This is a genomic window from Pseudomonas sp. Marseille-P9899, from assembly GCF_903166565.1.
GTDB classification, from domain to species: Bacteria; Pseudomonadota; Gammaproteobacteria; order Pseudomonadales; family Pseudomonadaceae; genus Aquipseudomonas; species Aquipseudomonas huaxiensis.
This window is the reverse complement of the sequence record NZ_CAESCG010000002.1, coordinates 842077-864467: the sequence shown is the minus strand read 5'-3', so window position 1 is coordinate 864467 and position 22391 is coordinate 842077. Positions and strand designations below refer to the sequence as shown.

Here is a 22391-nt window from a genome sequence, read left to right as displayed (position 1 = left end):
GATGAGGCCCCGGCACTCACCGGAAGACCAGAGCCTTCAACCCACCCGCCACATCCGCATCCGGAAACTCCGGCGGGTTCTCCAACCGCTCGACAAACGTCAACTGCGGCGCCTGCTCGGCCATGCCCTGGATCAGGAACTCCGGCCCGATCGCCGGATCATTCACGCAGGCCAGCACCGTGCCGCCCTCGGTCAACAGCTCCGGCAGGCGCCGCAGGATCTTCGCGTAATCCTGGGTCAGGGCGAAGCTGCCTTTCTGGAAGGTCGGCGGGTCAATGATGATCAGGTCGTACGGCCCGCCCTTGCGCACCTTGCCCCAGGACTTGAACAGTTCATGGCCGAGAAAACCGACCCGCGCCAGGTCGTGGCCATTGAGCCGGTGATTGTCCCGCCCCCGCGACAGCGCCGCCCGGGACATGTCCAGATTCACCACCTGCTCCGCGCCGCCAGCGATGGCCGCCACCGAGAACCCGCAGGTGTAGGCGAACAGGTTCAGCACCCGCTTGCCCGCCGACTGCTCGCGCACCCAGCGCCGGCCGTAACGCATATCGAGGAACAGGCCGCTGTTCTGCTTCAGGCCCAGGTCCAGTTGATAACGCAGGCCGTCTTCGTCGATCACCCGGGTTTCGCAAACCTCGCCCAACAGCCACTGGCCGGGGCTTTCCGGCAGATAGCGGTGCTGGATCAACACCGCCGCGCCCGGCCAGTCGGCGCTGGCGGCCAGTGTGCGCAACAGGCTTTCCAGCTCAGCCAGTTGACCTTCGGGCGGCTCGCGGAATAGCGATACCAGCAGCACGCCCTGCAGCCAGTCCACGGTGATCTGCTCCAACCCCGGCCAGCAGCGCCCGCGCCCGTGGAACAGCCGCCGGGTTTCGGTCGGCGGCGGGTTCAGGGCGGTGAGCAGGTGTTGATGCAGGGTGTCGATGGCAGCGGTCATGGCGGGCAGTCGTTGAGCTAAAGCGGCGTATTCTACGCCCTCGCACCGCGCCCGCGGGTGGCGGATTTGAACCACCAGCCACGCTGCATCCCCGCAGCCGCCAGCAGAATCGCCGCCACGCCCAGCCATTGCAGCGGTTGCAGGCGGTGACCGAAGGCCACCCAGTCCACCAGGATCGCGGCGATCGGGTAGATGAACGACAAGGCGCCGGTCAGCGCGGTGGGCAATTTCTGGATCGCGCCGTAGAGCAGCACATACATCACGCCGGTGTGAACGATGCCCAGGGTCACCAGACTGCCCAGCTCCGCTTGCCCGCTGGGCAGCCCGCCGAGGTTGGCGAACGGCGCCAGCAACAGGATGCCGGTGCTCACCTGAATCAACGCGATCAGGTGCGGCGGCGTACCGCTCAAACGCTTGATGACCAGCGCCGCCACCGCATAGAGAAACGCCGCACCCAGCGCCAGCGCGATGCCCAGCAGGTACTCGTCGCCGCTCTCGCCCTGGCTGCCGTGTGCACTGACGATTGCCAGCATCCCGGCAAAGGACACGCCTAGCCAGAACAGCTTGGGCACGGTGATTTTCTCGCCGAGGAACAAAGCCGCCAACCCTACCAGCATGAACGGCTGAACGTTGTACACCGCCGTGCCAATGGCGATGGACGCCCGCGAATAGGAAGCGAACAACAGCACCCAGTTACCGACGATGGCCACCCCGCTGAGCACCGCCAGCGCGAAGGTGGCGCGAGTAAGGATGCCCGGACGCAAAAAGCCCATGGCCGCACAGATCAGCAACAAGGTGCCGGCGCCGAACACGCAGCGCCAGAACACCACATCCAGCACCGGTTGCCCGGACACCAGCACGAACCAGCCAATGGTGCCGGAAATCAGCATGGCCCCGATCATTTCCAGCGAACCGCGACGTATCGAACTGTCCATCACTCACCTCCGGGAATATGTGACAAAGTATGCCGAGGGTGTCCGGGGCCATTCCATGGAATTAATCAGGCTGAAGCCGACGCCGACCTTTTTTATCAAGGCGATTTACGAAGATTGCCTAACGAGGGATTTTTCATGACCGATGCCATCGACCAACTGCTGCTCAACGCCCTGATGGAAGACTCGCGACGCTCGCTCAAAGCGCTGGCGAGCCTGACCGGGCTGTCCTCACCCAGCGTCAGCGAACGCCTGCGTCGCCTCGAAGAGCGCGGCGTGCTCAAGGGCTACACCGTCGAAGTCGATCCGCGCAGCTTCGGCTACCAGTTGCAGGCCATCGTGCGCATTCGCCCGCTGCCGGGGCAGTTGCATGAAGTGGAACGGCAGATCATCGCCATCCCGGAGTTCACCGAGTGCGACAAGGTCACCGGTGACGACTGCTTTATCGCCCGCCTGCATGTGCGTTCGATGGAGCAGCTCGATACCCTGCTGGACAAGCTCAACAGCCACGCCGAGACCAGCACCGCGATCGTCAAGAAGACCCCGGTGAAACGCCGCCTGCCGCCGATGGACTGAAGGATTGCAACCGGCAGCGATCAGACAAGACCCGGCAGTTCCAGCGCGGGCGGCCCTCCAGCCAGGGTCCGCGCCAACAGTTGCCCGCTGCCGCAGGCTAGGGTGAAACCCAGGGCGCCATGGCCGAGGTTCAGCCACAGATTGCGGTACGGGCTCGCTCCCAGCAGCGGCACCCCGGTCGGCGTGGCCGGACGCATGCCGGCCCAATCCTGCCCGTGGGCGTAATACCCGGCGTCGGGAAAGCTGGCGGCGGCCTGGCGACGCAGGCTGGCAAGACGCAGCGGGTCCGGCGTTTCATCGAAACCGACAATGTCCACCATGGCCGCGACCCGTAGTTGCTGGTCGATGCGGGCGTAAACGATCTTGCGGTCGTAATCGGTGACACTCACCTCGGGCGCATGCGCGCCGACCGGTACGGTCAGGCTGTAGCCCTTGAGCGGATACACCGGCAATCGCAACCCCGGCAGGCCCAGTTGCGTAGCTCGATAGCCCGCGCAGAGGACCAGATTTTCCACCGCCAGCACTTCGTCACCCAACTCCAGCGCCTGGATCACACCCTTGCTGTGACGGATCTTGCTGACACGCTGGCCCAAGCGAAAATGGCAACGCCCCGAGGCCCGCAAGCGCGCCGCCAGGGTCAGGCAAAAGCGATGGCAGTCACCGACTTCTTCGCTGGGCGTGAATACGCCCCCCATGAACGGCACACCGGCCAAGGCCGGCTCCAGCCCCGCCAGCTCATCGGCAGCGAGCGCTTGCTGGTGATCCGCATCGAGCCGCTGCCGGGCCTGGGCAAAGCTGGCGGACTCACGGAAAACCACCAGCTTGCCATTGCGCCGCCAGGCAAAACCGTCCAGGCCGTCTTCCTCGCGCCAGCTCGTCAATGTGTCTTGACTGTGCAGCGCCAGCCGCAACAGGCGCGCGGCGTTGGTGCGGTTGACCGAGCCCCGGCACGCGGCCATGAACGCCAGCAGCCAACGCCACTGCGCCGGGTCCATGCGCGGGCGCAAGCGCAACGGCGAATCGCCGCGCAACATCCAGCCGAGCGCGTGCCACGGCACACCGGCATCCGCCAGTGGCGCGACATAGCGATAAGAAAGTTGTCCGCCGTTGGCGAAGCTGGCGCCGCTGGCCAGCGCTTCACCGGCCTCGATCAGCTCCACCTCGAAACCTTCGCGCACCAACGCGTAGGCCGTGGCCAGGCCGATCACACCGCCGCCGATGACTGTTACCCGACTCGTCATGCCCGCAATCCATTTGCCAAAACGGGGGTCAGAGTAAGGGTGTTCTACCGCATCGCCAACCCGGAAGCCTCATGCGTCTTGCCCGGGCACTGCACATCCCCACCGTCCAGCCCCTGCTTCACATTGCGACTGAGCATCGTCGCCTTGCCATCGCGCCAGGTCAGGGTCAGCACGTACAGCGAATCGAAGTCGCTGTTCTCCCAGTCCTTGGTAATCACCCGATCCTCGCCCAGGGCCTTGCCGGCCACGGTGTTGATCAGCTCGGGCAGGTAGCCGTGGGACCAGGCGGTGTACACGGTGGCGTTGCGGTACTTGTTGCTCAGCAGTTCGCTGGCCAGGGCGCTGGTGTCGTTGGCGCCATACTCGATGTTCACCGGCAGGCCGAGCTTGATGGCGCTGGGGCTGATGGTCATCAGCGGGCGCAGGTAGCTGTAGCTGTCGTCATTGGCGCCTTCTTCCACTTCGCGGGTGGGGTTGGCGGCGAAGACGTAATCGGCCTTGCCGAATTTTTCCGGCAACAGCGTGGCGAGGTCGAGGGCGCGATTCAGGCCCTGGCAGTTGAGTTGGCCGAGACCTTCACCGGGCTTTTCGGCATGGCGCAGGAAGACCAGCGTCTGGGTGCCGTCCACCGGTTTGGCGAAACTGTCGAAGGTGGTAAAACCGAGAAGGGCCGCACTGGCGGCGAGCGCGGCGCAGAACAGCGCCTGGCGGCGGAAAGAAAGCGTCACGGGCAACTTCATGATGAACCCTTGGCGGAAAGAATCGAGTTTGACCCGTCAGTGCTGCCCCGCGGCCGAAGCCGCGGAGCATCCCTGTCTGTCGCTCCTTCCATGGAAGCGGGCATCCTTGAGAGTGCAGCAAGCCCGTTTGGTTCTGTCCCTGGGTGCTTATCCGTAAGCAGAGTCGAATGTAGTCCCTGGCTGTTACGAAATTAAGACGATGCCTCAACCGCGATAAACCATTTCGGTTTCATGCGTCGGAAATCGATCCGGTAGTAGGTACCGAGGGCTTTTTGGGGTATCTGGCGCCTTCAGTCGTCGCGGGTCAGCACTTCCAGCAGCTCGATCTCGAACTGCAGGTCGGAACCCGGCGTGATCGAGCCCATGCTGCGTTCGCCATAGCCCAGGTGCGCGGGCACGAACAGCGTGCGCTTGCCGCCGACTTTCATGCCCATCAGGCCCTGGTCCCAGCCCTTGATCACGCGGCCGGTGCCGATCACGCACTGGAACGGCTTGCCGCGCTGGTGGGACGAATCGAACACGCTGCCGTCGGCCAGCGTGCCGGTGTAATGGGTGGTGATCAGGGCGCCCTTGACCACTTCCTTGCCGTCGCCCAGCTGGACGTCGGTGATTTGCAGTTCGCCGCTCATAGTGACCTCATTCAAGCGCGGTAATCGTAACCGCAGCCTTTTCGCAGGATTGCCCTGGTTTTGCAAGGAGCAGGCAGCCTTTGGTTATCGGTCTTACACTGGGTAGCTCTGACAACCACCTACCAGCGGCAGGAAGCGACATGAGCAAGGAGCTATGCAAAGAACTGGGGATCAGTGAAGACCTGTTGCTGGCGCGGGGTTTTGTCGCCTACCCCGAAGCGCGGGTGCTGGCGATTGCCGAGATCAACGCCGACGCGCGGCGGTTCGAGCTGGAGCCGGACGCCGCCGCAGCCTGGAAGCAGATGAAGGCTGAAGCCGCGGCCGCCGGCGTGGAGCTATGGCTGATGTCGGCGTACCGCAGCGTCACCTACCAGGCCAATCTCATTCGCACCAAGCTCAAGCGCGGCCTGTCGCTGGAGCAGATCCTCGCGGTCAACGCCCCGCCCGGCTACAGCGAGCACCACACCGGCCGGGCGATCGATATCAATTCGCTGGAAATCGACTTCGAGCACAGCCGCGCGTACCAGTGGCTGAGCCGTCATGCGCAGCGGTTCGACTTCCATTTGTCCTACCCACGAAACAACCCGCTGGGCTACCAGTTCGAGCCGTGGCACTGGTGCTACGGCACGACCTTGCTGGCGGTCAACTGAACTGCGCGATGACTTCGGCGCCGGTCATGTTCTGGGTCGGGTTGGAGAAGCAGTAGAAGGCCGGTTTCTCGTCGATGTAGACCTGCAGATCGAAGGTCCAGGCGGTGTCGCCGTCGAGGACGCCGACCGGCACCGCATCGAAGCCACCGGCCTTGAGGCGGTAGAACAGATGGGTGCCGCAGCTTGGGCAGAAACCGCGCTGGGCCCAGTCGGACGAATCGTAGACCGCAGGTTGGGCGCCGCTGAACTGCAGGGGCTGCGTGCTGTGCGCCACCAGCAGCGGGCCGCCGCTCCACTTGCGGCACATGCTGCAATGGCAGGCGCTGACACGGGTTTCATCGAGGGTGACGGAGAGCTGGATGGCGCCGCAGAGGCAGGTGCCTTGGTGGGTTGGCATGAGGGGTGCTCCTTGCGTTTATGAGGTGGCGAGGGAGTCTAGCAGTGTGGATGGAAGGCGCAGGCCGAATGTTATCTGACGCTCTTGAGATCGAGCGCCGCTCGCGCGGCGCATCGCGAGCAAGCTCGCTCCTCCGGTGGTTTGAGCGTGCCTATGCTTGTCTCAACAACATCCCCCGCGATTCCTCGCCAATTGCCAATCTGATGGCCATGGCACGATGTAACCACTGTAGGAGCGAGCTTGCTCGCGATGCGCCGCGCGAGCGGCGCTCAATCTCAAGGACCCTGAAATGTCCTAACCCGTCACCGGCGTCAACACCGGCTCCCCCGCAAAAAACGCCTGCAGGTTCTTCAACACCAACGCCACCGTATCCCGCGCTGCTTCCGGCGACTGCCCAGCCACATGGGGCGTCAGCACCACGTTGGGCAGCGTCTTGAGCTCATCCGGGACATTGGGCTCGTCATCGAACACATCCAGCGCCGCGCCGGCAATCCGCCGCTCACGCAACGCCGCAACCATATCCGCCGTGAACACCACGCTGGCCCGGGCAATGTTCACCAGAAACCCCTCCGGCCCCAGCGCATCGAGCACCGCGCTGTCCACCAGTTGCCGGGTGTTGGCGCCACCGGGCGTGGCGACGATCAGGAAGTCCGACTCCCGCGCCAGCGCCAGCGGGCTGTCGCAGTACGAATAGGCCACGTCGTCCCGCCGGGAACGGTTGTGATAGCTCACCTGCATATCGAACCCGAGGGCGCCGCGCCGGGCGATCGCCAGCCCCACTGCGCCCAACCCGAGAATGCCCAGGCGCTTGCCCGAGATGGACGGGCTGATCACCCGGTTCCATTGGCCCTGACGAGTAGTGGCATCGGCCTGGGGAATATTGCGCACCACAGCCAGCAACAAGGCCATGGTGTGATCCGCCACCGCCACGGCATTCGCGCCAGCGCCGTTGGTGACGGTGATACCCCGCGCCGCAGCGGCAGCCAGGTCGACCTGCTCATAGCCGGCGCCGATCACGCAAATGATCTGCAAGGCCGGCAACGCGGCGATTTCAGCGGCGGACAAGCCCAGCGGGCCGCGGGTCAGCACCGCGTCGATCTCGCCGCCGTGGCGCGCGATGGCCTCGGCGCGCAAGGCCGGGGTCTGCGCGCGAATCAGGCGATAACCGTTGTTTTCCAGCAGGGGCAGGTAGTCGTCGACCGTCTCGACCAGCACCAGTACCGTCTTTGTCATTTCAGGCTCCCAGGCATTTCAGCGAGGCAGCATTATGCTCCGGTCACTGGCCAAAAGCCCGTCCCAGACCGCCCGGTACACCGCTGCTATCGGTGTCCTGCCACGGGCCATCAGCGCTGGTCGCCCAGCTCCAGCCGTTGTTCCAGCGGTAATAGGTGCGCTGGCGGTAGAAGGTGTTGCTCTTGCCTTCCAGCACGTAGACGCCCAGGCGCGGGTCCCAATGGCTGGCGCCGCCCGGTGGCGGGGCGAAGCTGGCGGAGGTGCGCGGCATGGGTTTCTGCGATGGGGTGACCGGTTTGGTCGGGACTGGCTTGGTCGGGCCCGGTTTGATCACCGGGCCCGGCGGGGGTGTGGTCTGGATCGGCGGCAGCGGCTCGCGCTCGGGCTGATGCACCGTACATGCGCTGAGCCCCAGGGCCAGTGAAATCAGGGTCAGGCGTACGGTGCTGTTCATGAGGGCGCTCTCTTACGGATCCGGGCTGTCGATGGTCAGGTGTTGCGGCGCCTCGGTGCTGGTAGCCAGCGGTGAACCGCTGCCGATCCACTCACCCTTGGTGGGCTGGCCGGAGCGTGAGATGCGCGCCACAAGTTGGACTTCGGCGAAGCTCGACAGTTTCATGTTCGGCATCATCGCGTCGCTGTCGCTCAGTTCCACCTCGATGGGCAACTGCGCCACGGTGACCCGCTTGGCCGCCAGCGGCATCGGCGGGCCGGATGCAGCGCGGGCGAAGATGAACACGGTGTCGTCCGGCTTGACCTTGTCTTTCAACGCCGCCGCCAGCTCGACCCGTACGGTAAGTTTGGCGCCGCTGGCCGCAGTGGCCGGTGCGGACGCCTTGCCTTCGCCGGCCGCCAGTTTTTCCTTAGCCTTGTCGATGCCGCCCAACAACGCGGTGCGCGAGGCGTCACCTTCCGGCAGTTGCACCAGCAGGCGGTTCCAGTAATCGACCGCTTCCTGGTAGCGCTCGCCCTCGAAGGCGGCGATGCCCAGCAGGCCGAGGCTGGTGACTTCGTTCGGGTCGGCTTTCAGGGCTTCATCAGTGATCGCCTGGAACTGCGGCGTCCACTGCTTGTTGTTGGCGAAATACAGCGCCTGGGCCCATTGGCCAAGCAACTCCGGCTGACGACCCGCCACGCCGACGGCGCGTTCGAAGGCCTTGGCGGCGTCCGCTGGCCGCTCCTGTGCCATGTAGGCCCGGCCGAGGAAGTACAGGCCCTCGGCATTCTCCGGCTGGGCGGCGACGGCGCGCTCCAGGCGCGAGGTCATTTCGTCCAGCGATTGCGGGGCCTGGGAGAATTCCTGGGCCAGCTTCACCTTGTCGCTGGAGCCGAAATGCAGGTACAGCCCGACCGCCATCAGCGGCACCAGGAACGCCGCCACCACCGGCAGCGCCTTGCCCAGCCGGGCGCTGCGGGTCGGCTCGGCATTGTCGGTGTCGGCCAGCAGCTCGCGGGCCGCTTCGTCGCGACCGCGGGAGAGTTGGTCAGCGTTGAGCACGCCCTCCTCGCCCTGGGCCTGCAGTTCGGCGACACGCTCCTGATACAGGGCGACGTTCAGGGCGGTACGGTCTTCTTCCTGCTGCGCACGACGGCCACGCAACACCGGAATCAGCAAAAAGCTCAGGGCTACCAGCAACAGCAGGCCTGACGCGAGCCAGAAATCAGTCATGGGTCTGTTCTTTGTCCAGCAGTTTGGCGAGGCGCTCACGCTCCTCGGGAGAAAGGTCGGCCGAACCAGCGGCCGCCGGTACGCGGCGTTTGCGGACGATCACCACCAGCACGCCGAAGCCACCGGCCAGCAGCAGCGCCGGGCCGAACCAGAGCAGCCAGGTGCGGGCGGTCAGGGCCGGCTTGTAGCGCACGAAGTCGCCGTAGCGATCGACCATGAAGTCGACGATCTGCTGGTTGCTCTTGCCTTCGCCGAGCATGCGGAAGATTTCCCGGCGCAGGTCGGCGGCGATGGGCGCGTTGGAGTCGGCGATGTCCTGGTTCTGGCACTTGGGGCAGCGCAGTTCCTTGGTCAGCTCGCGGTAACGCTCGCGCTCGGCCTCGTCGGCGAACTGGTAGGTGTCGATTGCCGCCTTGGCCACGCCGCACAGGCTCAGGCCGAGGACAGCGGCTGCCAGCCAGCGCTTCATGGGCGGGCCTCATCGACCAGACCCTGGTACAGCGGCGCCAGTTGCTCGCGCCAGACAGTTTCGTCGACCACGCCGACGAACTTGTGGCGGATGATGCCTTCGGCGTCGATCAGGAAGGTTTCCGGCGCGCCGTACACACCGAGGTCCAGGCCCAGGGTGCCCTGCTCGTCACGGATATCCAGTTGATAGGGGTTGTGGAACTCGGCCAGCCATTTCAGCGCGGCGGCATTGTCGTCCTTGTAGTTGACGCCGTAGATCACCACGCCCTGCTCGGCCAGCTTGTTCAGCACCGGGTGCTCGACCCGGCACGACACGCACCAGGTACCCCAGACGTTGACCAGCGCCGGCTTGCCGTGCAGGTCGTTCTGGGTCAGCGTGCGGTCGCCCTGCACGTTGGGCAGCGAGAACGCCGGGAACGGCTTGTCGATCATCGCCGACGGCAGCTCGGCCGGGTCCAGGTACAGACCGCGGTAGAGGAACACCGCCACCAGCAGAAACACCGCCAGCGGCAGCACCATGATCCAACGCTTCATGCAGTTGCTCCTTCCAGACCGAGTACGTCACGTACCTTGCTCTTGACCTTGACCCGATAACGCCGGTCCAGCGCCGCCAGCAAACCACCCAGGCCGGTCAGCAGACCGCCCAGCCAGATCCAGCGCACGAACGGCTTGACGTGCACCCGCACGGCCCAGGCGCCGTTTTCCAGCGGTTCGCCGAGGGCGACGTACAGATCGCGGGTGAAACCGGCATCAATGCCGGCCTCAGTCATCATTGACTGCTGCACGGTGTACAGGCGTTTTTCCGGGTGCAGCACGCTGATTTCGCGGCCGTCCTGGAGCACACGCACGGTGCCTTTGTCGGAAGTGAAGTTCGGCCCTTCGAAGTGTTTGGCGCCTTCGAAGACGAACTGGTAACCGGCCAGCTCCACCGACTCGCCCGGCGCCAGGCGCAGGTCGCGTTCGGCGCTGTTGTTGCTCGACAGCACCACGCCCAGGGCGCAGACCGCCAGGCCCAGGTGCGCGACGTGCATGCCCCAGTAGCTGCGGTTCAAGCCACGGACGCCTTTGAGCAGCCCTTTGTGGCGGGTCTTGTCGAAGATGTCGCGCACGCCGCCGAGGACAATCCACGCCGCCAGGGCGAAGGTGGTCAGCACGGCCCAGTCGAAATCATCCACCAGCAGGCCACAGATCGGCGCCAGCACCGCGCTGCCGATCAGCACCGGGGTCAGCATGCCCAGCAGCCAGCGCACGGGGGTGTCTTTCCAGCGCACCAGCACACCCACCGTCATCACCACCATCAGCAGCGCCATCAACGGGATGAACAGCGCGTCGAAGTACGGCGGGCCGACCGACAGCTTGGCGCCGCTGAGGGCGTCGAGCACCAGCGGATACAGGGTGCCGAGCAGGATCATCGAAGCCGCCACCACCAGCACCAGGTTGTTGGCCAGCAACAGCGTCTCGCGGGACCACAGGGCGAAGCCGACCTGGCTCTTGACCACCGGCGCGCGCAGGGCGAACAGGGTCAGCGAACCACCGACCACAAACAACAGGAAGAACAGGATGAACACGCCGCGCTCGGGGTCCGAGGCGAAGGCGTGAACCGAGGTCAGCACGCCGGAACGGACCAGGAAGGTGCCGAGCAGGCTCAACGAGAATGCCGCGATGGCCAGCAACACGGTCCAGCTCTTGAACACGCCGCGTTTTTCCGTCACCGCCAGCGAGTGGATCAGCGCAGTGCCGACCAGCCAAGGCATGAACGAGGCGTTTTCCACCGGGTCCCAGAACCACCAGCCGCCCCAGCCGAGTTCGTAATAGGCCCACCACGAACCGAGGGTGATGCCGATGCCGAGGAAGGCCCAGGCGACGATGGTCCACGGCCGCGACCAGCGCGCCCAGGCGGCATCAAGGCGACCGCCCAGCAGCGCGGCGATGGCGAAGGCGAAGGCAACCGAGAAACCGACGTAGCCCATGTACAACATCGGCGGGTGAACGATCAGGCCGATGTCCTGCAACAGCGGGTTGAGGTCGCGGCCGTCACCCGGCACCTGCGGCAGCAGGCGCATGAACGGGTTGGAGGTGACGATCAGGAACGACAGGAAGCCGACGCTGATCATGCCCATCACCGCCAGCACGCGGGCGAGCATCACTTGCGGCAATTGCCGGGAGAAGATCGACACGGCGAAGGTCCAGCCGCCGAGGATCAACGCCCAGAGCAGCAGCGAACCTTCGTGAGCGCCCCACACCGCACTGAACTTGTAGTACCAGGGCAAGGCGCTGTTGGAGTTGCTGGCGACATAGGCGACCGAGAAGTTGTCGGTCATGAAGGCATGGGTCAGGCAGGCGAAGGCGAAGGCGAGGAAGGCGAACTGGCCCCAGGCCGCCGGCCGCGCCAGGCTCATCCACAGGCTGTCGCCGCGCCAGGCGCCGAGCAGCGGGACGCTGGCCTGCACACAGGCGAAGCAGATGGCCAGGATCATCGACAACTGGCCGAGTTCGGGAATGATCAGCGAAGCGTTCATTGCGCAGGTGCTCCAGAGGCCGTCTGCCCGCTTTCCTTGAGGGCCTTGGTAACTTCCGGCGGCATGTATTTTTCGTCGTGCTTGGCCAGCACTTCATCGGCCACCACCACGCCGTCGGAGTTCAGCTTGCCCAGGGCCACAATGCCCTGGCCTTCACGGAACAGGTCCGGAAGGATGCCTCGGTAGGTGATCGGCACTGATTTGGCGAAGTCGGTGACCACGAAGCGCACATCCAGCGAATCGCTGGAACGCTGCACCGAGCCCTTCTCGACCATGCCGCCAGCGCGAATGCGGGTATCCAGCGGCGCTTCGCCGTTGGCGATCTGGGTCGGGGTGTAGAACAGGTTGATGTTTTCCTGCAGCGCGCTGAGGGCCAGGCCCACGGCGACACCGAGGCCGGCGAGCAGGCCGAGGATGATGAACAGGCGCTTCTTGCGTAGCGGATTCACTTGGCGTTCTCCCGGCGCAGACGGCGCGCCTCTGCTTGCAGGTAACGGCGCCGTGCCAGCAGCGGCGAAGCGACGTTGACGGCCAGTACCAGCAGGCAGATGCCATAGGCAGACCAGACATAAAGGCCGTGACGGCCCATGGCGAGAAACTCGCCGAAGGATGCAAAGCTCATCGTGCGTTCCCCAGGCTATTGAGTACTTCTTCCCGGACCCAGCTTGCGCGAGCTTCGCGCTTGAGCACTTCAAGGCGCATGCGCACCAGCAGCACGGCGCCGAAGAAACAGTAGAAACCAAGCACGGTCAGCAGCAGCGGCAGCCACATTTCCACCGGCATCGCCGGTTTCTCGGTGATGGTGAAGGTGGCGCCCTGGTGCAGGGTGTTCCACCACTCCACCGAGTACTTGATGATCGGGATGTTGATCACCCCGACGATGGCCAGCACCGCGCAGGCCTTGGCCGAGCTCTCACGATTGCTGATCGCGTGGCCGAGGGCAATGAGACCGAAGTACAGGAAAAGGAGGATGAGCATGGACGTCAGGCGGGCATCCCAGACCCAGTAGCTGCCCCAGGTGGGCTTGCCCCAGATGGCGCCGGTGACCAGCGCCAGCGCGGTCATCCAGGCGCCGATGGGCGCGGCGCTCTGCAAGGCGACGTCGGCGATCTTCATCTTCCAGACCAGGCCAACCACCCCGGCCACTGCCAGCATGACGTAGCAGGACTGCGCCAGCATTGCCGCCGGCACATGGATGTAGATGATCCGGAAACTATCGCCTTGCTGGTAATCCTGCGGCGCGAAGGCCAGGCCCCAGACCACGCCCGTGCCGATCAACAGCACCGCGGCGATGGCGAGCCAGGGCAGCATGCGACCGCTGATGCCGTAGAACCATTTGGGGGAACCGAGCTTGTGAAACCATGTCCAGCTTATTGCGCTGCTTTTCATCACGGTACATCCAGGGTCTTTGCTGGGCAGGGGCCCAGACCTCGTTATTCGCCGACGCTGATTTTCAGGCCGGCGGCTATTGCGAAAGGTGCAAGGGTGATTGCCAGGGCGGCCAGACTACCGAGCCAGAGCAGGTATCCGGTTGCAGGCATAGCTTGCACTGCTGCTTGTAAGGCGCCACTGCCCAGGATCAACACCGGGATATATAGCGGCAGAATCAGTAGCGCCAGAAGCAGTCCACCTCGTTTCAATCCGACGGTCAGGGCCGCACCCACGGCACCCAACAGGCTCAGCACCGGAGTACCGAGCAAGAGTGATGCCAGCAGGACCGGCAGACATTCCACGGGCAATCCGAGCATCACCGCCAGAAGCGGCGACAACAATACCAGTGCCAGCCCGGAAAACATCCAGTGTGCCAGCACCTTGGCCAATACCAGTAGGGGCAACGGGTGCGGCGAAAGGACCCACTGTTCGAGCGATCCGTCCTCGAAATCACTGCGAAACAGCCCGTCCAGCGAGAGCAGGACGGCTAAAAGTGCAGCCACCCAGACTAACCCTGGAGACAAGTTTTGCAACAATTGTGTCTCAGGTCCGACCGCAAGTGGAAACAATGCGATGACTATCGCGAAAAAAACCAGCGGGTTGGCCAGTTCCGCCGGACGGCGGCAGAGCAGTCGGGCTTCGCGACGCAACAACAGGACAAATACACTCATGCGGCCCACTGCCCCAGGTTGATATCACGGTAACCGGACGGCGTACGTTCCAGCGTGTGGTGGGTGGTCAACACGACCATGCCGCCGTTCTCGCAGTGCCGCGCCAGGTGCGCTTCGAGCTGGGCGACGCCTTGTTTGTCGAGGGCCGTGAAGGGCTCGTCGAGGATCCACAGCGGCGGGCTGTCCAGGTACAGCCGGGCCAGCGCCACGCGGCGCTGCTGACCGGCGGACAGGGTGTGACAGGCGACGTCTTCGAAACCGCGCAGGCCCACCGCTTCCAGCGCCTGCCAGATGGCGTCGCGGCTGGCGGGGCGATGCAGGGCACAGAGCCAGGTGAGGTTTTCTTCCGGGGTGAGCAGGTCCTTGATCCCGGCCGCGTGGCCGATCCACACCAGGGCGCGGGCCAGTTCCGTGCCCTGCCCGGCCAGCGGCTTGCCGTTGAGCAGCACCTCGCCATGGGTCGGTTGCATCAGGCCGGCCAGCAGGCGCAGCAGGCTGGTCTTGCCGCTGCCGTTGGGACCGCTGATCTGCAGCATGTCGCCGGCCGACACCTGCAATTCGAGGTGTTCGAAGAGCATCCGCCAGTCGCGCTCGCAGGCCAGGCCCACGGCTTGGAGTTGAGGAGTCACAGATTCGCCTTATGGTTTCGCAGACTGTCTCAAGTCGGTACAGGCCTGGCCGTTATAGTGACAACGAAAACCTGGCCGACCGGTCTGGTCGCGAGCGCCGCCGGATCCTGCGCTCGCGGAAGAAATCGGCCGGCATTATACATGCCATGTCCTACTGTAAAGAGGGCTATTTGAACAGGTCGCAACGCGAATGACAGGCGAAATAAACAGCCTTGGCCCACAGGTTCCCGCCAATGCGCAGGTGCGTGCTGCGGCAATGACCGGCGAGCTGGTAAAGCTGGTGGAAGCCCAGCCCGACCTGGTGCCCGCCGGCGAAACGACCAAGGGCGAAGTGCTGTCGCTGCGTCAGGTGGGCCAGGAGTTTCAGTTGCTCCTGCGCCTGATGCAGGCCAACGGCCAGCAAGTGACGGTGCAGACCACCGCCAACCAGCCACTGGCACAGGGCAGCCAGTTACTGATCAGCCAGCCGACGTCGAACCAGTTGAGCCTGACGCTGCAACAGGCCATCGCCAGCAATGTCGCCACCCTCACCCGCCTCGACAGCCGTGGATTCCCGGAAGGCACGCTGGTGCAGGGCAAGGTGCTGACCACCCAGTTGCAGCCACAGACCGGCAATCTGCCAGCGGTCTACCGCTCATTGGTCAGCCTGCTCAATACCGCTCAGGCGGGCGCGACCCTGGCCATCGACTCCCCTCGCCCTCTACCGCTGGGCAGCCTGCTCAGCGCGCGGGTGCAGGGCGACCAGGCGCTGAGCTTCGTGCCCCTGAGCGGGCGACAGGATCAGATGGCGATTGCCCAGAACCTCAGCGCCCAGCAAAACCGCCAGGCCTCGCTACAGGGCATGCTCGCGGCCATGCAGCGCATCGCCAGCGACGACGGCCAGCCGGAGCAGGTGCGCGCAGCGGTGGACAAACTGCTCGCCAGCCTGCCGGATGTCCGCCAGTTCAGCGACGCCCGCCAGGTGGCCCAGGCCCTCAGCAACAGTGGCTCGTTCCTTGAAGCGCGGCTGTTCAACGGCGCCACCGGCCAATTGGCGCCCGACCTCAAGGCACAGATGGTGCGGCTGGTGGCACAACTGCTGCCCAACGTGCCGGGCGGCACCCTGTTCAGCCCGAGCACGGCGGCGATCGTGGCCCAGGCCCTGCCGGGCATGGTGCGCAGCGCCCTCGGCGCCCTCGGCCAGGTAGCACCGAAACCGCACCCCGGCAGCTTCCCGCTGCCCACACGGCTGTTGCAGAACCTCGAAGAAGAAGGCGACCTGCAACACTTGTTGCGCCTCGCCGCCGCGGCCATTTCGCGGGTGCAGAGCCATCAACTGGCAAGCCTGGAACAGACCGGCACCACCCCCGACGGCAACCTGCAAACCACCTGGCAACTGGAAATCCCCCTGCGCACCGGCCCGGAATTCATGCCGATGCAGGTCAAGGTGCAGCGCGAAGAAACCAAGGAGCAGCAGGCCGATCCCGAGCGCGAGCGGCGTGATCCGCTGGAAATGCTCTGGCGTGTCGAGCTGGCGTTCGACCTGCACCCGCTGGGGCCTTTGCAGGTCCAGGCGCAGATCACCCAGGGCAACCTGTCCAGCCAGCTCTGGGCAGAACTGCCGGCCACCGCGCAACTGATCGAAAGCCAATTGGGCGACCTGCGTGCGCGACTGGTGGCACGTGGCGTCAACGTCAGCGAATTGCACTGCCACCAGGGCGTACCGCCGCTGGGGCCGCGCACGCATCTGGAACAACGCTGGGTGGATGAAAACGCATGAGCAAGAAAGCACCCCGCCAGGCCATTGCCCTGAACTACGACGGCGCCCGCGCCCCGACCCTGACGGCCAAGGGCGACGACGAACTGGCGGAAGCGATCCTGGCGATCGCCCGCGAGCACGAAGTACCGATCTACGAGAATGCCGAGCTGGTGAGATTGCTGACGCGCATGGAACTGGGCGACAGCATTCCGGAAGCGCTGTACCTGACCATTGCCGAGATCATCGCGTTTGCCTGGCAATTGAAAGGCAAGATGCCGGTGGGGTTCAACGACGAGGGGCCGGTGGAACGGGATATCACACCGGATTTGAAGCGCTTGCCCGGGCCTCGATAAGCCGGCATGGATTCATCGCTGGCAAGCCAGCTCACACAGGGTTCTCGGGGCTGACACAACACCTGTGGGAGCCGGCTTGCCGGCGATGAGTCCGCAAAACGCGACAAAAAACCTTCAGCCCTTGTGCAGTTTGCTCATCAACTCCGCCTCGGCCTGGGTCAAACCGCAGGTCTGGGTCAGTTCGTCGACGCTGGCGCCCATGCCCACCAGCCGCGCCGCCTGAGCAAACGACAGGCTGTTGGGATCACGCTGCTCCAGTTGCAACATCTTCTCCGGCAGGGGCGCGACCGCCGCACGCAGTTCGTGCAACGCCTCGCCCATCGCCACCGAGCTGTTCTGGTAGTCGTCCAGGCGCTTGCCCAGGTCCTTGATGCGCTGGTCACGCAACGCATCGCCCTGAGCCTGCTGCGAGGCCATTTCGCGCTGGCGCTTGCTGTAGCCGATGAACAGCCACACGCTCAACGCCCAGAGCATCGCCAGGAATACAACCGCAACCTCCAGGATCAACTCAGATGTTCTCCAGCTCGGACCACTCTTCCTCGGTCATCATCTTGTCCAGCTCGACCAGGATCAGCAGTTCGCCGTTTTTGTTGCAAACGCCCTGGATGAACTTGGCCGACTCTTCGTTACCGACGTTCGGCGCGGTTTCCACTTCGGACTGACGCAGGTAGACCACTTCGGCCACGCTGTCGACGAGGATGCCGACCACTTGCTTGTCGGCCTCGATGATGACGATCCGGGTGTTGTCAGTGATGTCGCTTGGCGCCAGGCCGAAACGCTGACGGGTGTCGATCACGGTGACCACGTTGCCGCGCAGGTTGATGATGCCCAGCACGTAGCTCGGTGCACCCGGAACCGGCGCGATCTCGGTGTAGCGCAGCACTTCCTGGACCTGCATCACGTTGATGCCGTAGGACTCGTTGTCCAGGCGGAAGGTTACCCACTGCAGGATCGGATCTTCGGAACCCTGTCCAGACGTCTTTTTCATTCCCCTAACCCTCAAAAACCGCCGTCGGCGGAGTGCTCAGTGCGATCGCGCCGGTGCGCGACCGATCATTTATGGTTTAACTGCATCTTCTTGACCGCACCGCTGGCGATCAACTCGGCCAGCTCGGCGACGTCAAGCAGTGCACACATGTGTTCAATCACCGTGCCGGCCAGCCACGGCCGCTGGCCGCGGTGGGTACGCCACTTGATCTCGGTCGGGTCCAGGCGCAACGAGCGGCTGACCTGATGCACCGCCAGCCCCCACTCGTAGCCCTGCACCGAAATCACGTATTGCAGGCCGTCGCGGAAATCATCGCGATAGCGCTCGGGCATGACCCAGCGCGCGGTGTCCAGCACCTTCAAGTTACCCGCCTGGCTCGGCAGGATGCCGAGGAACCAGTCCGGCTGGCCGAACAGCGGCGTCAGCTCGTGACCGTGCAGCGAATAGATCGACCCAAGGCACACCAACGGCACCGCCAGGGTCAACCCGGCGACATCGAACAGCAGGCACTCGAACGGCTCGGCGGCCCAGGACGGACGACCATCCACTGTCTTCGGCGGCTGCGGCACATCCGGAGCCAGGTGGACGTCCACGAGCGGCTCGATCAGCGCAGGCGCCTCGACAACCGGTTCGATGACCGGCGCGACGACCTTCTCGACCACCGGCTCTACCACCGGTGCAACCTTCAGGACCGGCGGCGCGACCACGACCCTGGCCGGTGCAGGCTCGGCGAAGGTGGTCGGTGCGGCGGTAGTTTCGCGGCGCGCATCGCGGGCCTGCTCTTCCAGCACCGCAGCCTGGAATTCATCCAGCACCTCGGTGGAGACCGGTGGCGCGGGCGGCTCGGCCGCCACCGGGATTACCGGCGGCAGCGTTGGTACAACCACCGGTTCCGCGTAAGGCAGTTCTTCAGTGGCTTCATGCAGCAGCCCGTCGAGGTACGACTGCAAGGCCATTTGTGGCCGGGTGGCGAGGTTTTGCGGACGGTTCATCAAGCCACCTGCGCCACGGATTTCTGCGTCAGCAGGTGCTTGAGCAAGGCGCGGTATGCCACCACGCCCCGGCTCTTGGCGTCATATTGCGACGGTGTCACCCCGGCCCGGCTGGCATCGCGCAGGCGGGTATCGACCGGGATGTAACCTTGCCAGATGTCGTCCGGATAGCCGTCACGCAGCACTTTGAGAGTGCCCATGGACGCCTGGGGGCGACGGTCGAACAGGGTCGGCACGATGTGGAACGGCAGCGCCTGGCGGCGCGAGCGGTTGACCATCGCCAGCGTGCTGACCATCCGTTCCAGGCCCTTCACGGCCAGGTATTCGGTCTGCACAGGGATAACCAGTTGCTGGCTGGCCGCCAGCGCATTGACCATCAGCACGCCGAGCAGCGGCGGGCTGTCAATCAGGGCGTAATCGAAATCCTGCCAGAGCTGCGCCAGACTCTTGGCGATTACCAGGCCCAGGCCGTTCTGCCCGGGCGACTGGCGCTCCAGCACCGCCAGCGCGGTACTGGACGGCAACAGCGAAATCTTCTCGTGGCTGGTGGGCAGCAGCAATTGCCCCGGCAAGCCGTCGGGCACCGTGCCCTTGTGCTGGAACAGGTCGAAGTTGCTGTGCTCCAGGGTGTCGGGGTTGTGCCCGAAATAGCTGGTCATCGACCCGTGCGGGTCGAGGTCGACCACGACCACGCGCCGCCCGGCATCGGCCAGCAAACCTGCCAGGGCGATGGACGTGGTGGTCTTGCCGACGCCACCTTTTTGATTGGCTACTGCCCAGACTCTCATGCGCTGCTTCCTCCCGGTCCGACCGTAGCCAGCCGGGATCGATTAAAAGGTCGACGACGGAGAATTGACGGGATTGCTCCCGGCCGTCGGTGATACCACGGGCGGTGCAGTTTGTGTGCCAGCGCGCTTGAGCGCAGCATCCGGGCTCGCATTGGCGGTGCCGGTACCGGTCAGGCTGCGGCGCACTTCCAGGTTGCGCGAAATCACCAGCACGACGCGGCGGTTCTTCGCCCGCCCTTGCTGGGTGGTGTTGCTGGCGATCGGCTGGAACTCGCCATAGCCGACGGACGCCATGCGCGCCGGATTGACCCCTTCCATGGCCAGCAGACGAACGATACTCGCCGCCCGCGCCGACGACAGCTCCCAGTTGGTCGGGTACTGCGCGGTACGGATCGGCTGGTCATCGGTGAACCCTTCGACGTGCACCGGGTTGGCGAACGGTTTGATGATGTTCGCTACCTTCTCGATCAGGTTGAACGCGACATCACTGGGCATCGCGTCACCGCTGCCGAACAGCAGCGAGGAGCTCAGCTCGATCTCGATCCACAGTTCGTTGCCGCGCACGGTCATCTGATCGGATTTGATCAGGTCGCCGAAGGCCTGCATCACTTCATCAGTGATGGTCTTCAACGGATCTGAGCTGGTCTGGGCGAGGCCGGCATCGACCTGCTCGCTGTCCTTGATCAACGGCTGGGCCGGACGCACGCTCAGTGGCCGCTCCTCGCCGATGGGAATCACCTTGGTGCTGCGCTCGGCATCGGTGAACACGCCGATTAGCGCCTGGGACATGATTTTGTACTTGCCCTCGTTGATCGAGGAAATCGAGTACATGACCACGAAAAACGCGAACAGCAAGGTGATGAAGTCCGCGTAGGACACCAGCCAGCGTTCGTGATTCTCGTGTTCCTCGACTTTGCGGCGACGGGCCATGGTTACTCCATGAAGCCCTGAAGCTTCAGTTCGATCGAGCGCGGGTTCTCGCCTTCGGCGATCGACAGCAGGCCCTCAAGGAGCATCTCCCGATAGCGCGATTGCCGCATGACTTGCGCCTTGAGTTTGTTGGCCACGGGCAGGAGGATCAGGTTGGCACTGGCCACGCCATAGATGGTGGCGACGAACGCCACCGCGATACCGTTACCCAGTTGCGACGGGTCGGCCAGGTTGCCCATGACGTGAATCAGGCCCATGACCGCACCGATGATGCCGATGGTCGGCGCGTAGCCGCCCATGCTTTCAAACACTTTGGCGGCCTGGATATCGCGGCTTTCCTGGGTGAGGAAGTCCACTTCGAGAATGCTGCGGATCGCCTCGGGCTCCGAGCCGTCCACCAGCAATTGCAGGCCTTTACGGGCGTAAGGATCAGGCTCGGCATCGGCCACGCCTTCCAGGCCCAGCAGGCCTTCCTTGCGCGCGGTGAGGCTCCAGTTGACGACCCGGTCGATACCGCCGGCCAGATCGACCCGTGGCGGGAACAGAATCCAGCCGAAAATCTGCAGGGCGCGCTTGAACGAACTCAGCGGCGACTGCAGCAGCGCCGCCGCCAGGGTGCCACCGAGCACGATCAGTGCTGCCGGGCCATTGAGCAGCGCGCCGACATGACCGCCTTCGAGCAGGTTGCCGCCAACGATTGCGACGAAGGCGAGGATGATACCGAGAAGGCTGAGAACATCCATCAGACGCACGCCTCAACCAGATGACGACCGATGTCGTCGAGACCGTAGACCGCGTCAGCCAGGTTGGCTTTGACGATCGCCATCGGCATGCCGTAGATCACACAGCTCGCTTCATCCTGCGCCCACACCTGGCTGCCGCCCTGCTTGAGCAGGCGCGCGCCTTCGCGGCCGTCGGCGCCCATGCCGGTCAACACCACCGCCAGCACCTTGTCACCGTAGGACTTGGCCGCCGAACCGAAGGTGATATCCACGCACGGCTTGTAGTTCAGGCGCTCGTCGCCCGGAAGGATTTTCACCATGCCGCGACCGTCGACCATCATCTGCTTGCCGCCAGGCGCCAACAGGGCCAGGCCCGGACGCAGCATGTCGCCGTCCTCGGCTTCCTTGACGTTGATCTTGCACAGCTTGTCCAGACGCTCGGCGAACGCCTTGGTGAAGGCCGCCGGCATGTGCTGGATCAGCACGATCGGCGCCGGGAAATTGGCTGGCAGTTGGGTCAGCACCCGCTGCAGCGCGACCGGGCCACCGGTGGAGGTGCCGATAGCCAGCAGTTTGTAGGCCTTGCGCTTGGGCGCTGGCGAATTGCTTGCCGCCGGCGCCTGGGTCGGCTGACGGGTCGGCAGCGGCGCACTGGCGCGCGCGGCGCCGAGGGACGACACCGGGCTGGAAGAAGTGGTGGTCACCGCTGGCAGCGTGCTGGCGTAGCTGCTGAAACGACGGTTGCTGCGGGAGATGGTGTGGACCTTCTCGCACAGCATCTGCTTGACCTTGTCCGGGTTGCGCGAGATGTCTTCGAAGTTCTTCGGCAGGTAATCGACGGCGCCGGCATCCAGCGCATCGAGGGTTACCCGGGCGCCTTCGTGGGTCAGCGAGGAGAACATCAGCACCGGGGTCGGGCAGCGCTGCATGATGTGACGAACTGCGGTGATGCCATCCATGGTGGGCATCTCGTAGTCCATGGTGATGACATCGGGTTTGAGCGACAGTGCCTGGTCGATCGCTTCCTTGCCATTGGTGGCGGTGCCGACGACCTGGATGGTCGGGTCCGCCGAGAGAATTTCCGAGACACGGCGGCGGAAGAAACCGGAATCATCCACCACCAGGACCTTGACTGCCATAAACACTCCATTAGGTAGC

Annotated in this window: 28 protein-coding genes; 4 read left to right on the top strand and 24 right to left on the bottom strand. The window is 64.5% G+C overall.

Features of this window, described 5'->3' with window-relative positions; genetic code table 11:
* Window positions 1-16: 16 nt before the first annotated feature.
* Together HWV67_RS13310 and HWV67_RS13305 are read right to left on the bottom strand one after the other, a co-directional pair.
* Window positions 17-937 carry a class I SAM-dependent methyltransferase gene (locus tag HWV67_RS13310; protein ID WP_175651559.1) on the bottom strand — a complete coding sequence of 307 codons (921 nt, stop codon included), beginning with the start codon at window positions 935-937 and terminating at the stop codon, window positions 17-19.
* A gap of 32 nt (window positions 938-969) precedes the next feature.
* A complete protein-coding gene (locus HWV67_RS13305) occupies window positions 970-1872 on the bottom strand; it encodes a DMT family transporter (RefSeq protein WP_110969403.1) in 903 nt (300 codons plus the stop codon).
* A gap of 135 nt (window positions 1873-2007) precedes the next feature.
* Between HWV67_RS13305 and HWV67_RS13300 the strand changes: the two genes are divergently transcribed.
* Window positions 2008-2445 carry an Lrp/AsnC family transcriptional regulator gene (locus HWV67_RS13300; protein WP_110969404.1) on the top strand — a complete coding sequence of 146 codons (438 nt, stop codon included), beginning with the start codon at window positions 2008-2010 and terminating at the stop codon, window positions 2443-2445.
* 20 nt (window positions 2446-2465) lie between these two features.
* Here HWV67_RS13300 and HWV67_RS13295 read toward each other — a convergent pair whose 3' ends face one another.
* The 3 genes from HWV67_RS13295 to HWV67_RS13285 form a co-directional block, all read right to left on the bottom strand.
* On the bottom strand, window positions 2466-3686 hold the full coding sequence (locus HWV67_RS13295) for a D-amino acid dehydrogenase (protein WP_175651558.1): 1221 nt from the start codon (window positions 3684-3686) through the stop codon (window positions 2466-2468).
* Between the two features lie 44 nt (window positions 3687-3730).
* Entirely contained in the window at window positions 3731-4426 is a 696-nt protein-coding gene (locus HWV67_RS13290) for a histidine phosphatase family protein (protein WP_175651557.1), read from the bottom strand.
* A 290-nt stretch (window positions 4427-4716) separates the two neighbouring features.
* Complete coding sequence (locus HWV67_RS13285) at window positions 4717-5055, bottom strand: FKBP-type peptidyl-prolyl cis-trans isomerase (protein ID WP_175651556.1); 339 nt, start codon at window positions 5053-5055, stop codon at window positions 4717-4719.
* A gap of 140 nt (window positions 5056-5195) precedes the next feature.
* On the opposite strand from HWV67_RS13285, the gene HWV67_RS13280 reads away from it, so the two are divergent.
* Window positions 5196-5705 (top strand): M15 family metallopeptidase, encoded by a 510-nt coding sequence (locus HWV67_RS13280; protein WP_175651555.1) that lies wholly within the window; start codon window positions 5196-5198, stop codon window positions 5703-5705.
* Here HWV67_RS13280 and HWV67_RS13275 read toward each other — a convergent pair.
* From HWV67_RS13275 to ccmA, 12 genes are all read right to left on the bottom strand, one after another.
* Window positions 5698-6102: a GFA family protein gene (locus HWV67_RS13275; RefSeq protein ID WP_175651554.1), complete on the bottom strand. Its 405-nt coding sequence runs from the start codon at window positions 6100-6102 to the stop codon at window positions 5698-5700. The two genes, HWV67_RS13280 and HWV67_RS13275, sit on opposite strands and share 8 nt — an antisense overlap.
* A 294-nt stretch (window positions 6103-6396) precedes the next feature.
* Window positions 6397-7335, bottom strand: coding sequence for a 2-hydroxyacid dehydrogenase (locus tag HWV67_RS13270; RefSeq protein ID WP_175651553.1), 939 nt, complete (start codon window positions 7333-7335; stop codon window positions 6397-6399).
* A gap of 43 nt (window positions 7336-7378) precedes the next feature.
* The gene (locus tag HWV67_RS13265; protein ID WP_175651552.1) at window positions 7379-7789 is read right to left on the bottom strand and encodes a hypothetical protein; all 411 of its coding nucleotides are present in this window, start codon (window positions 7787-7789) and stop codon (window positions 7379-7381) included.
* Window positions 7790-7801: 12 nt separating this feature from the next.
* Complete coding sequence (gene ccmI, locus HWV67_RS13260; protein ID WP_175651551.1) at window positions 7802-9004, bottom strand: c-type cytochrome biogenesis protein CcmI; 1203 nt, start codon at window positions 9002-9004, stop codon at window positions 7802-7804.
* Complete coding sequence (locus tag HWV67_RS13255) at window positions 8997-9473, bottom strand: cytochrome c-type biogenesis protein (RefSeq protein ID WP_095156998.1); 477 nt, start codon at window positions 9471-9473, stop codon at window positions 8997-8999. Before HWV67_RS13255 ends, ccmI begins: the two co-directional genes overlap by 8 nt.
* Entirely contained in the window at window positions 9470-10006 is a 537-nt protein-coding gene (locus HWV67_RS13250; protein ID WP_110969413.1) for a DsbE family thiol:disulfide interchange protein, read from the bottom strand. Before HWV67_RS13250 ends, HWV67_RS13255 begins: the two co-directional genes overlap by 4 nt.
* Entirely contained in the window at window positions 10003-11976 is a 1974-nt protein-coding gene (locus tag HWV67_RS13245) for a heme lyase CcmF/NrfE family subunit (RefSeq protein WP_175651943.1), read from the bottom strand. Before HWV67_RS13245 ends, HWV67_RS13250 begins: the two co-directional genes overlap by 4 nt.
* Before the next feature lie 11 nt (window positions 11977-11987).
* Window positions 11988-12440 carry a cytochrome c maturation protein CcmE gene (gene ccmE, locus HWV67_RS13240; protein ID WP_175651550.1) on the bottom strand — a complete coding sequence of 151 codons (453 nt, stop codon included), beginning with the start codon at window positions 12438-12440 and terminating at the stop codon, window positions 11988-11990.
* Entirely contained in the window at window positions 12437-12613 is a 177-nt protein-coding gene (gene ccmD, locus HWV67_RS13235) for a heme exporter protein CcmD (RefSeq protein ID WP_095156994.1), read from the bottom strand. Before ccmD ends, ccmE begins: the two co-directional genes overlap by 4 nt.
* The gene (locus HWV67_RS13230) at window positions 12610-13380 is read right to left on the bottom strand and encodes a heme ABC transporter permease (RefSeq protein ID WP_110969415.1); all 771 of its coding nucleotides are present in this window, start codon (window positions 13378-13380) and stop codon (window positions 12610-12612) included. The genes ccmD and HWV67_RS13230 overlap by 4 nt, the downstream gene beginning before the upstream one ends.
* Window positions 13381-13424: 44 nt before the next feature.
* Complete coding sequence (gene ccmB, locus HWV67_RS13225) at window positions 13425-14093, bottom strand: heme exporter protein CcmB (protein WP_110969416.1); 669 nt, start codon at window positions 14091-14093, stop codon at window positions 13425-13427.
* Window positions 14090-14722, bottom strand: a complete 633-nt coding sequence (gene ccmA / locus HWV67_RS13220; protein WP_175651549.1) for a cytochrome c biogenesis heme-transporting ATPase CcmA — start codon at window positions 14720-14722, stop codon at window positions 14090-14092. Before ccmA ends, ccmB begins: the two co-directional genes overlap by 4 nt.
* Before the next feature lie 190 nt (window positions 14723-14912).
* Here ccmA and fliK point away from each other — a divergent pair, with 190 nt between their 5' ends.
* The gene (gene fliK, locus HWV67_RS13215) at window positions 14913-16481 is read left to right on the top strand and encodes a flagellar hook-length control protein FliK (RefSeq protein ID WP_175651548.1); all 1569 of its coding nucleotides are present in this window, start codon (window positions 14913-14915) and stop codon (window positions 16479-16481) included.
* Complete coding sequence (locus HWV67_RS13210; RefSeq protein WP_175651547.1) at window positions 16478-16813, top strand: EscU/YscU/HrcU family type III secretion system export apparatus switch protein; 336 nt, start codon at window positions 16478-16480, stop codon at window positions 16811-16813. Before fliK ends, HWV67_RS13210 begins: the two co-directional genes overlap by 4 nt.
* A gap of 114 nt (window positions 16814-16927) precedes the next feature.
* Here the strand turns inward: HWV67_RS13210 and HWV67_RS13205 are convergent, their stop codons facing one another.
* From HWV67_RS13205 to HWV67_RS13175, 7 genes are all read right to left on the bottom strand, one after another.
* A complete protein-coding gene (locus HWV67_RS13205; protein ID WP_095156988.1) occupies window positions 16928-17320 on the bottom strand; it encodes a DUF2802 domain-containing protein in 393 nt (130 codons plus the stop codon).
* 1 nt (window position 17321) lies between these two features.
* Window positions 17322-17801 carry a chemotaxis protein CheW gene (locus HWV67_RS13200; RefSeq protein ID WP_175651546.1) on the bottom strand — a complete coding sequence of 160 codons (480 nt, stop codon included), beginning with the start codon at window positions 17799-17801 and terminating at the stop codon, window positions 17322-17324.
* 65 nt (window positions 17802-17866) lie between these two features.
* A complete protein-coding gene (locus tag HWV67_RS13195) occupies window positions 17867-18793 on the bottom strand; it encodes a CheW domain-containing protein (RefSeq protein WP_175651545.1) in 927 nt (308 codons plus the stop codon).
* A complete protein-coding gene (locus tag HWV67_RS13190; RefSeq protein ID WP_175651544.1) occupies window positions 18793-19581 on the bottom strand; it encodes a ParA family protein in 789 nt (262 codons plus the stop codon). The genes HWV67_RS13195 and HWV67_RS13190 overlap by 1 nt, the downstream gene beginning before the upstream one ends.
* Before the next feature lie 42 nt (window positions 19582-19623).
* Window positions 19624-20511 carry a flagellar motor protein MotD gene (gene motD / locus HWV67_RS13185; RefSeq protein WP_175651543.1) on the bottom strand — a complete coding sequence of 296 codons (888 nt, stop codon included), beginning with the start codon at window positions 20509-20511 and terminating at the stop codon, window positions 19624-19626.
* A 2-nt stretch (window positions 20512-20513) separates the two neighbouring features.
* Window positions 20514-21254 (bottom strand): flagellar motor protein, encoded by a 741-nt coding sequence (locus HWV67_RS13180; RefSeq protein WP_175651542.1) that lies wholly within the window; start codon window positions 21252-21254, stop codon window positions 20514-20516.
* Window positions 21254-22372: a protein-glutamate methylesterase/protein-glutamine glutaminase gene (locus tag HWV67_RS13175; protein ID WP_175651541.1), complete on the bottom strand. Its 1119-nt coding sequence runs from the start codon at window positions 22370-22372 to the stop codon at window positions 21254-21256. Before HWV67_RS13175 ends, HWV67_RS13180 begins: the two co-directional genes overlap by 1 nt.
* Window positions 22373-22391: the final 19 nt, after the last annotated feature.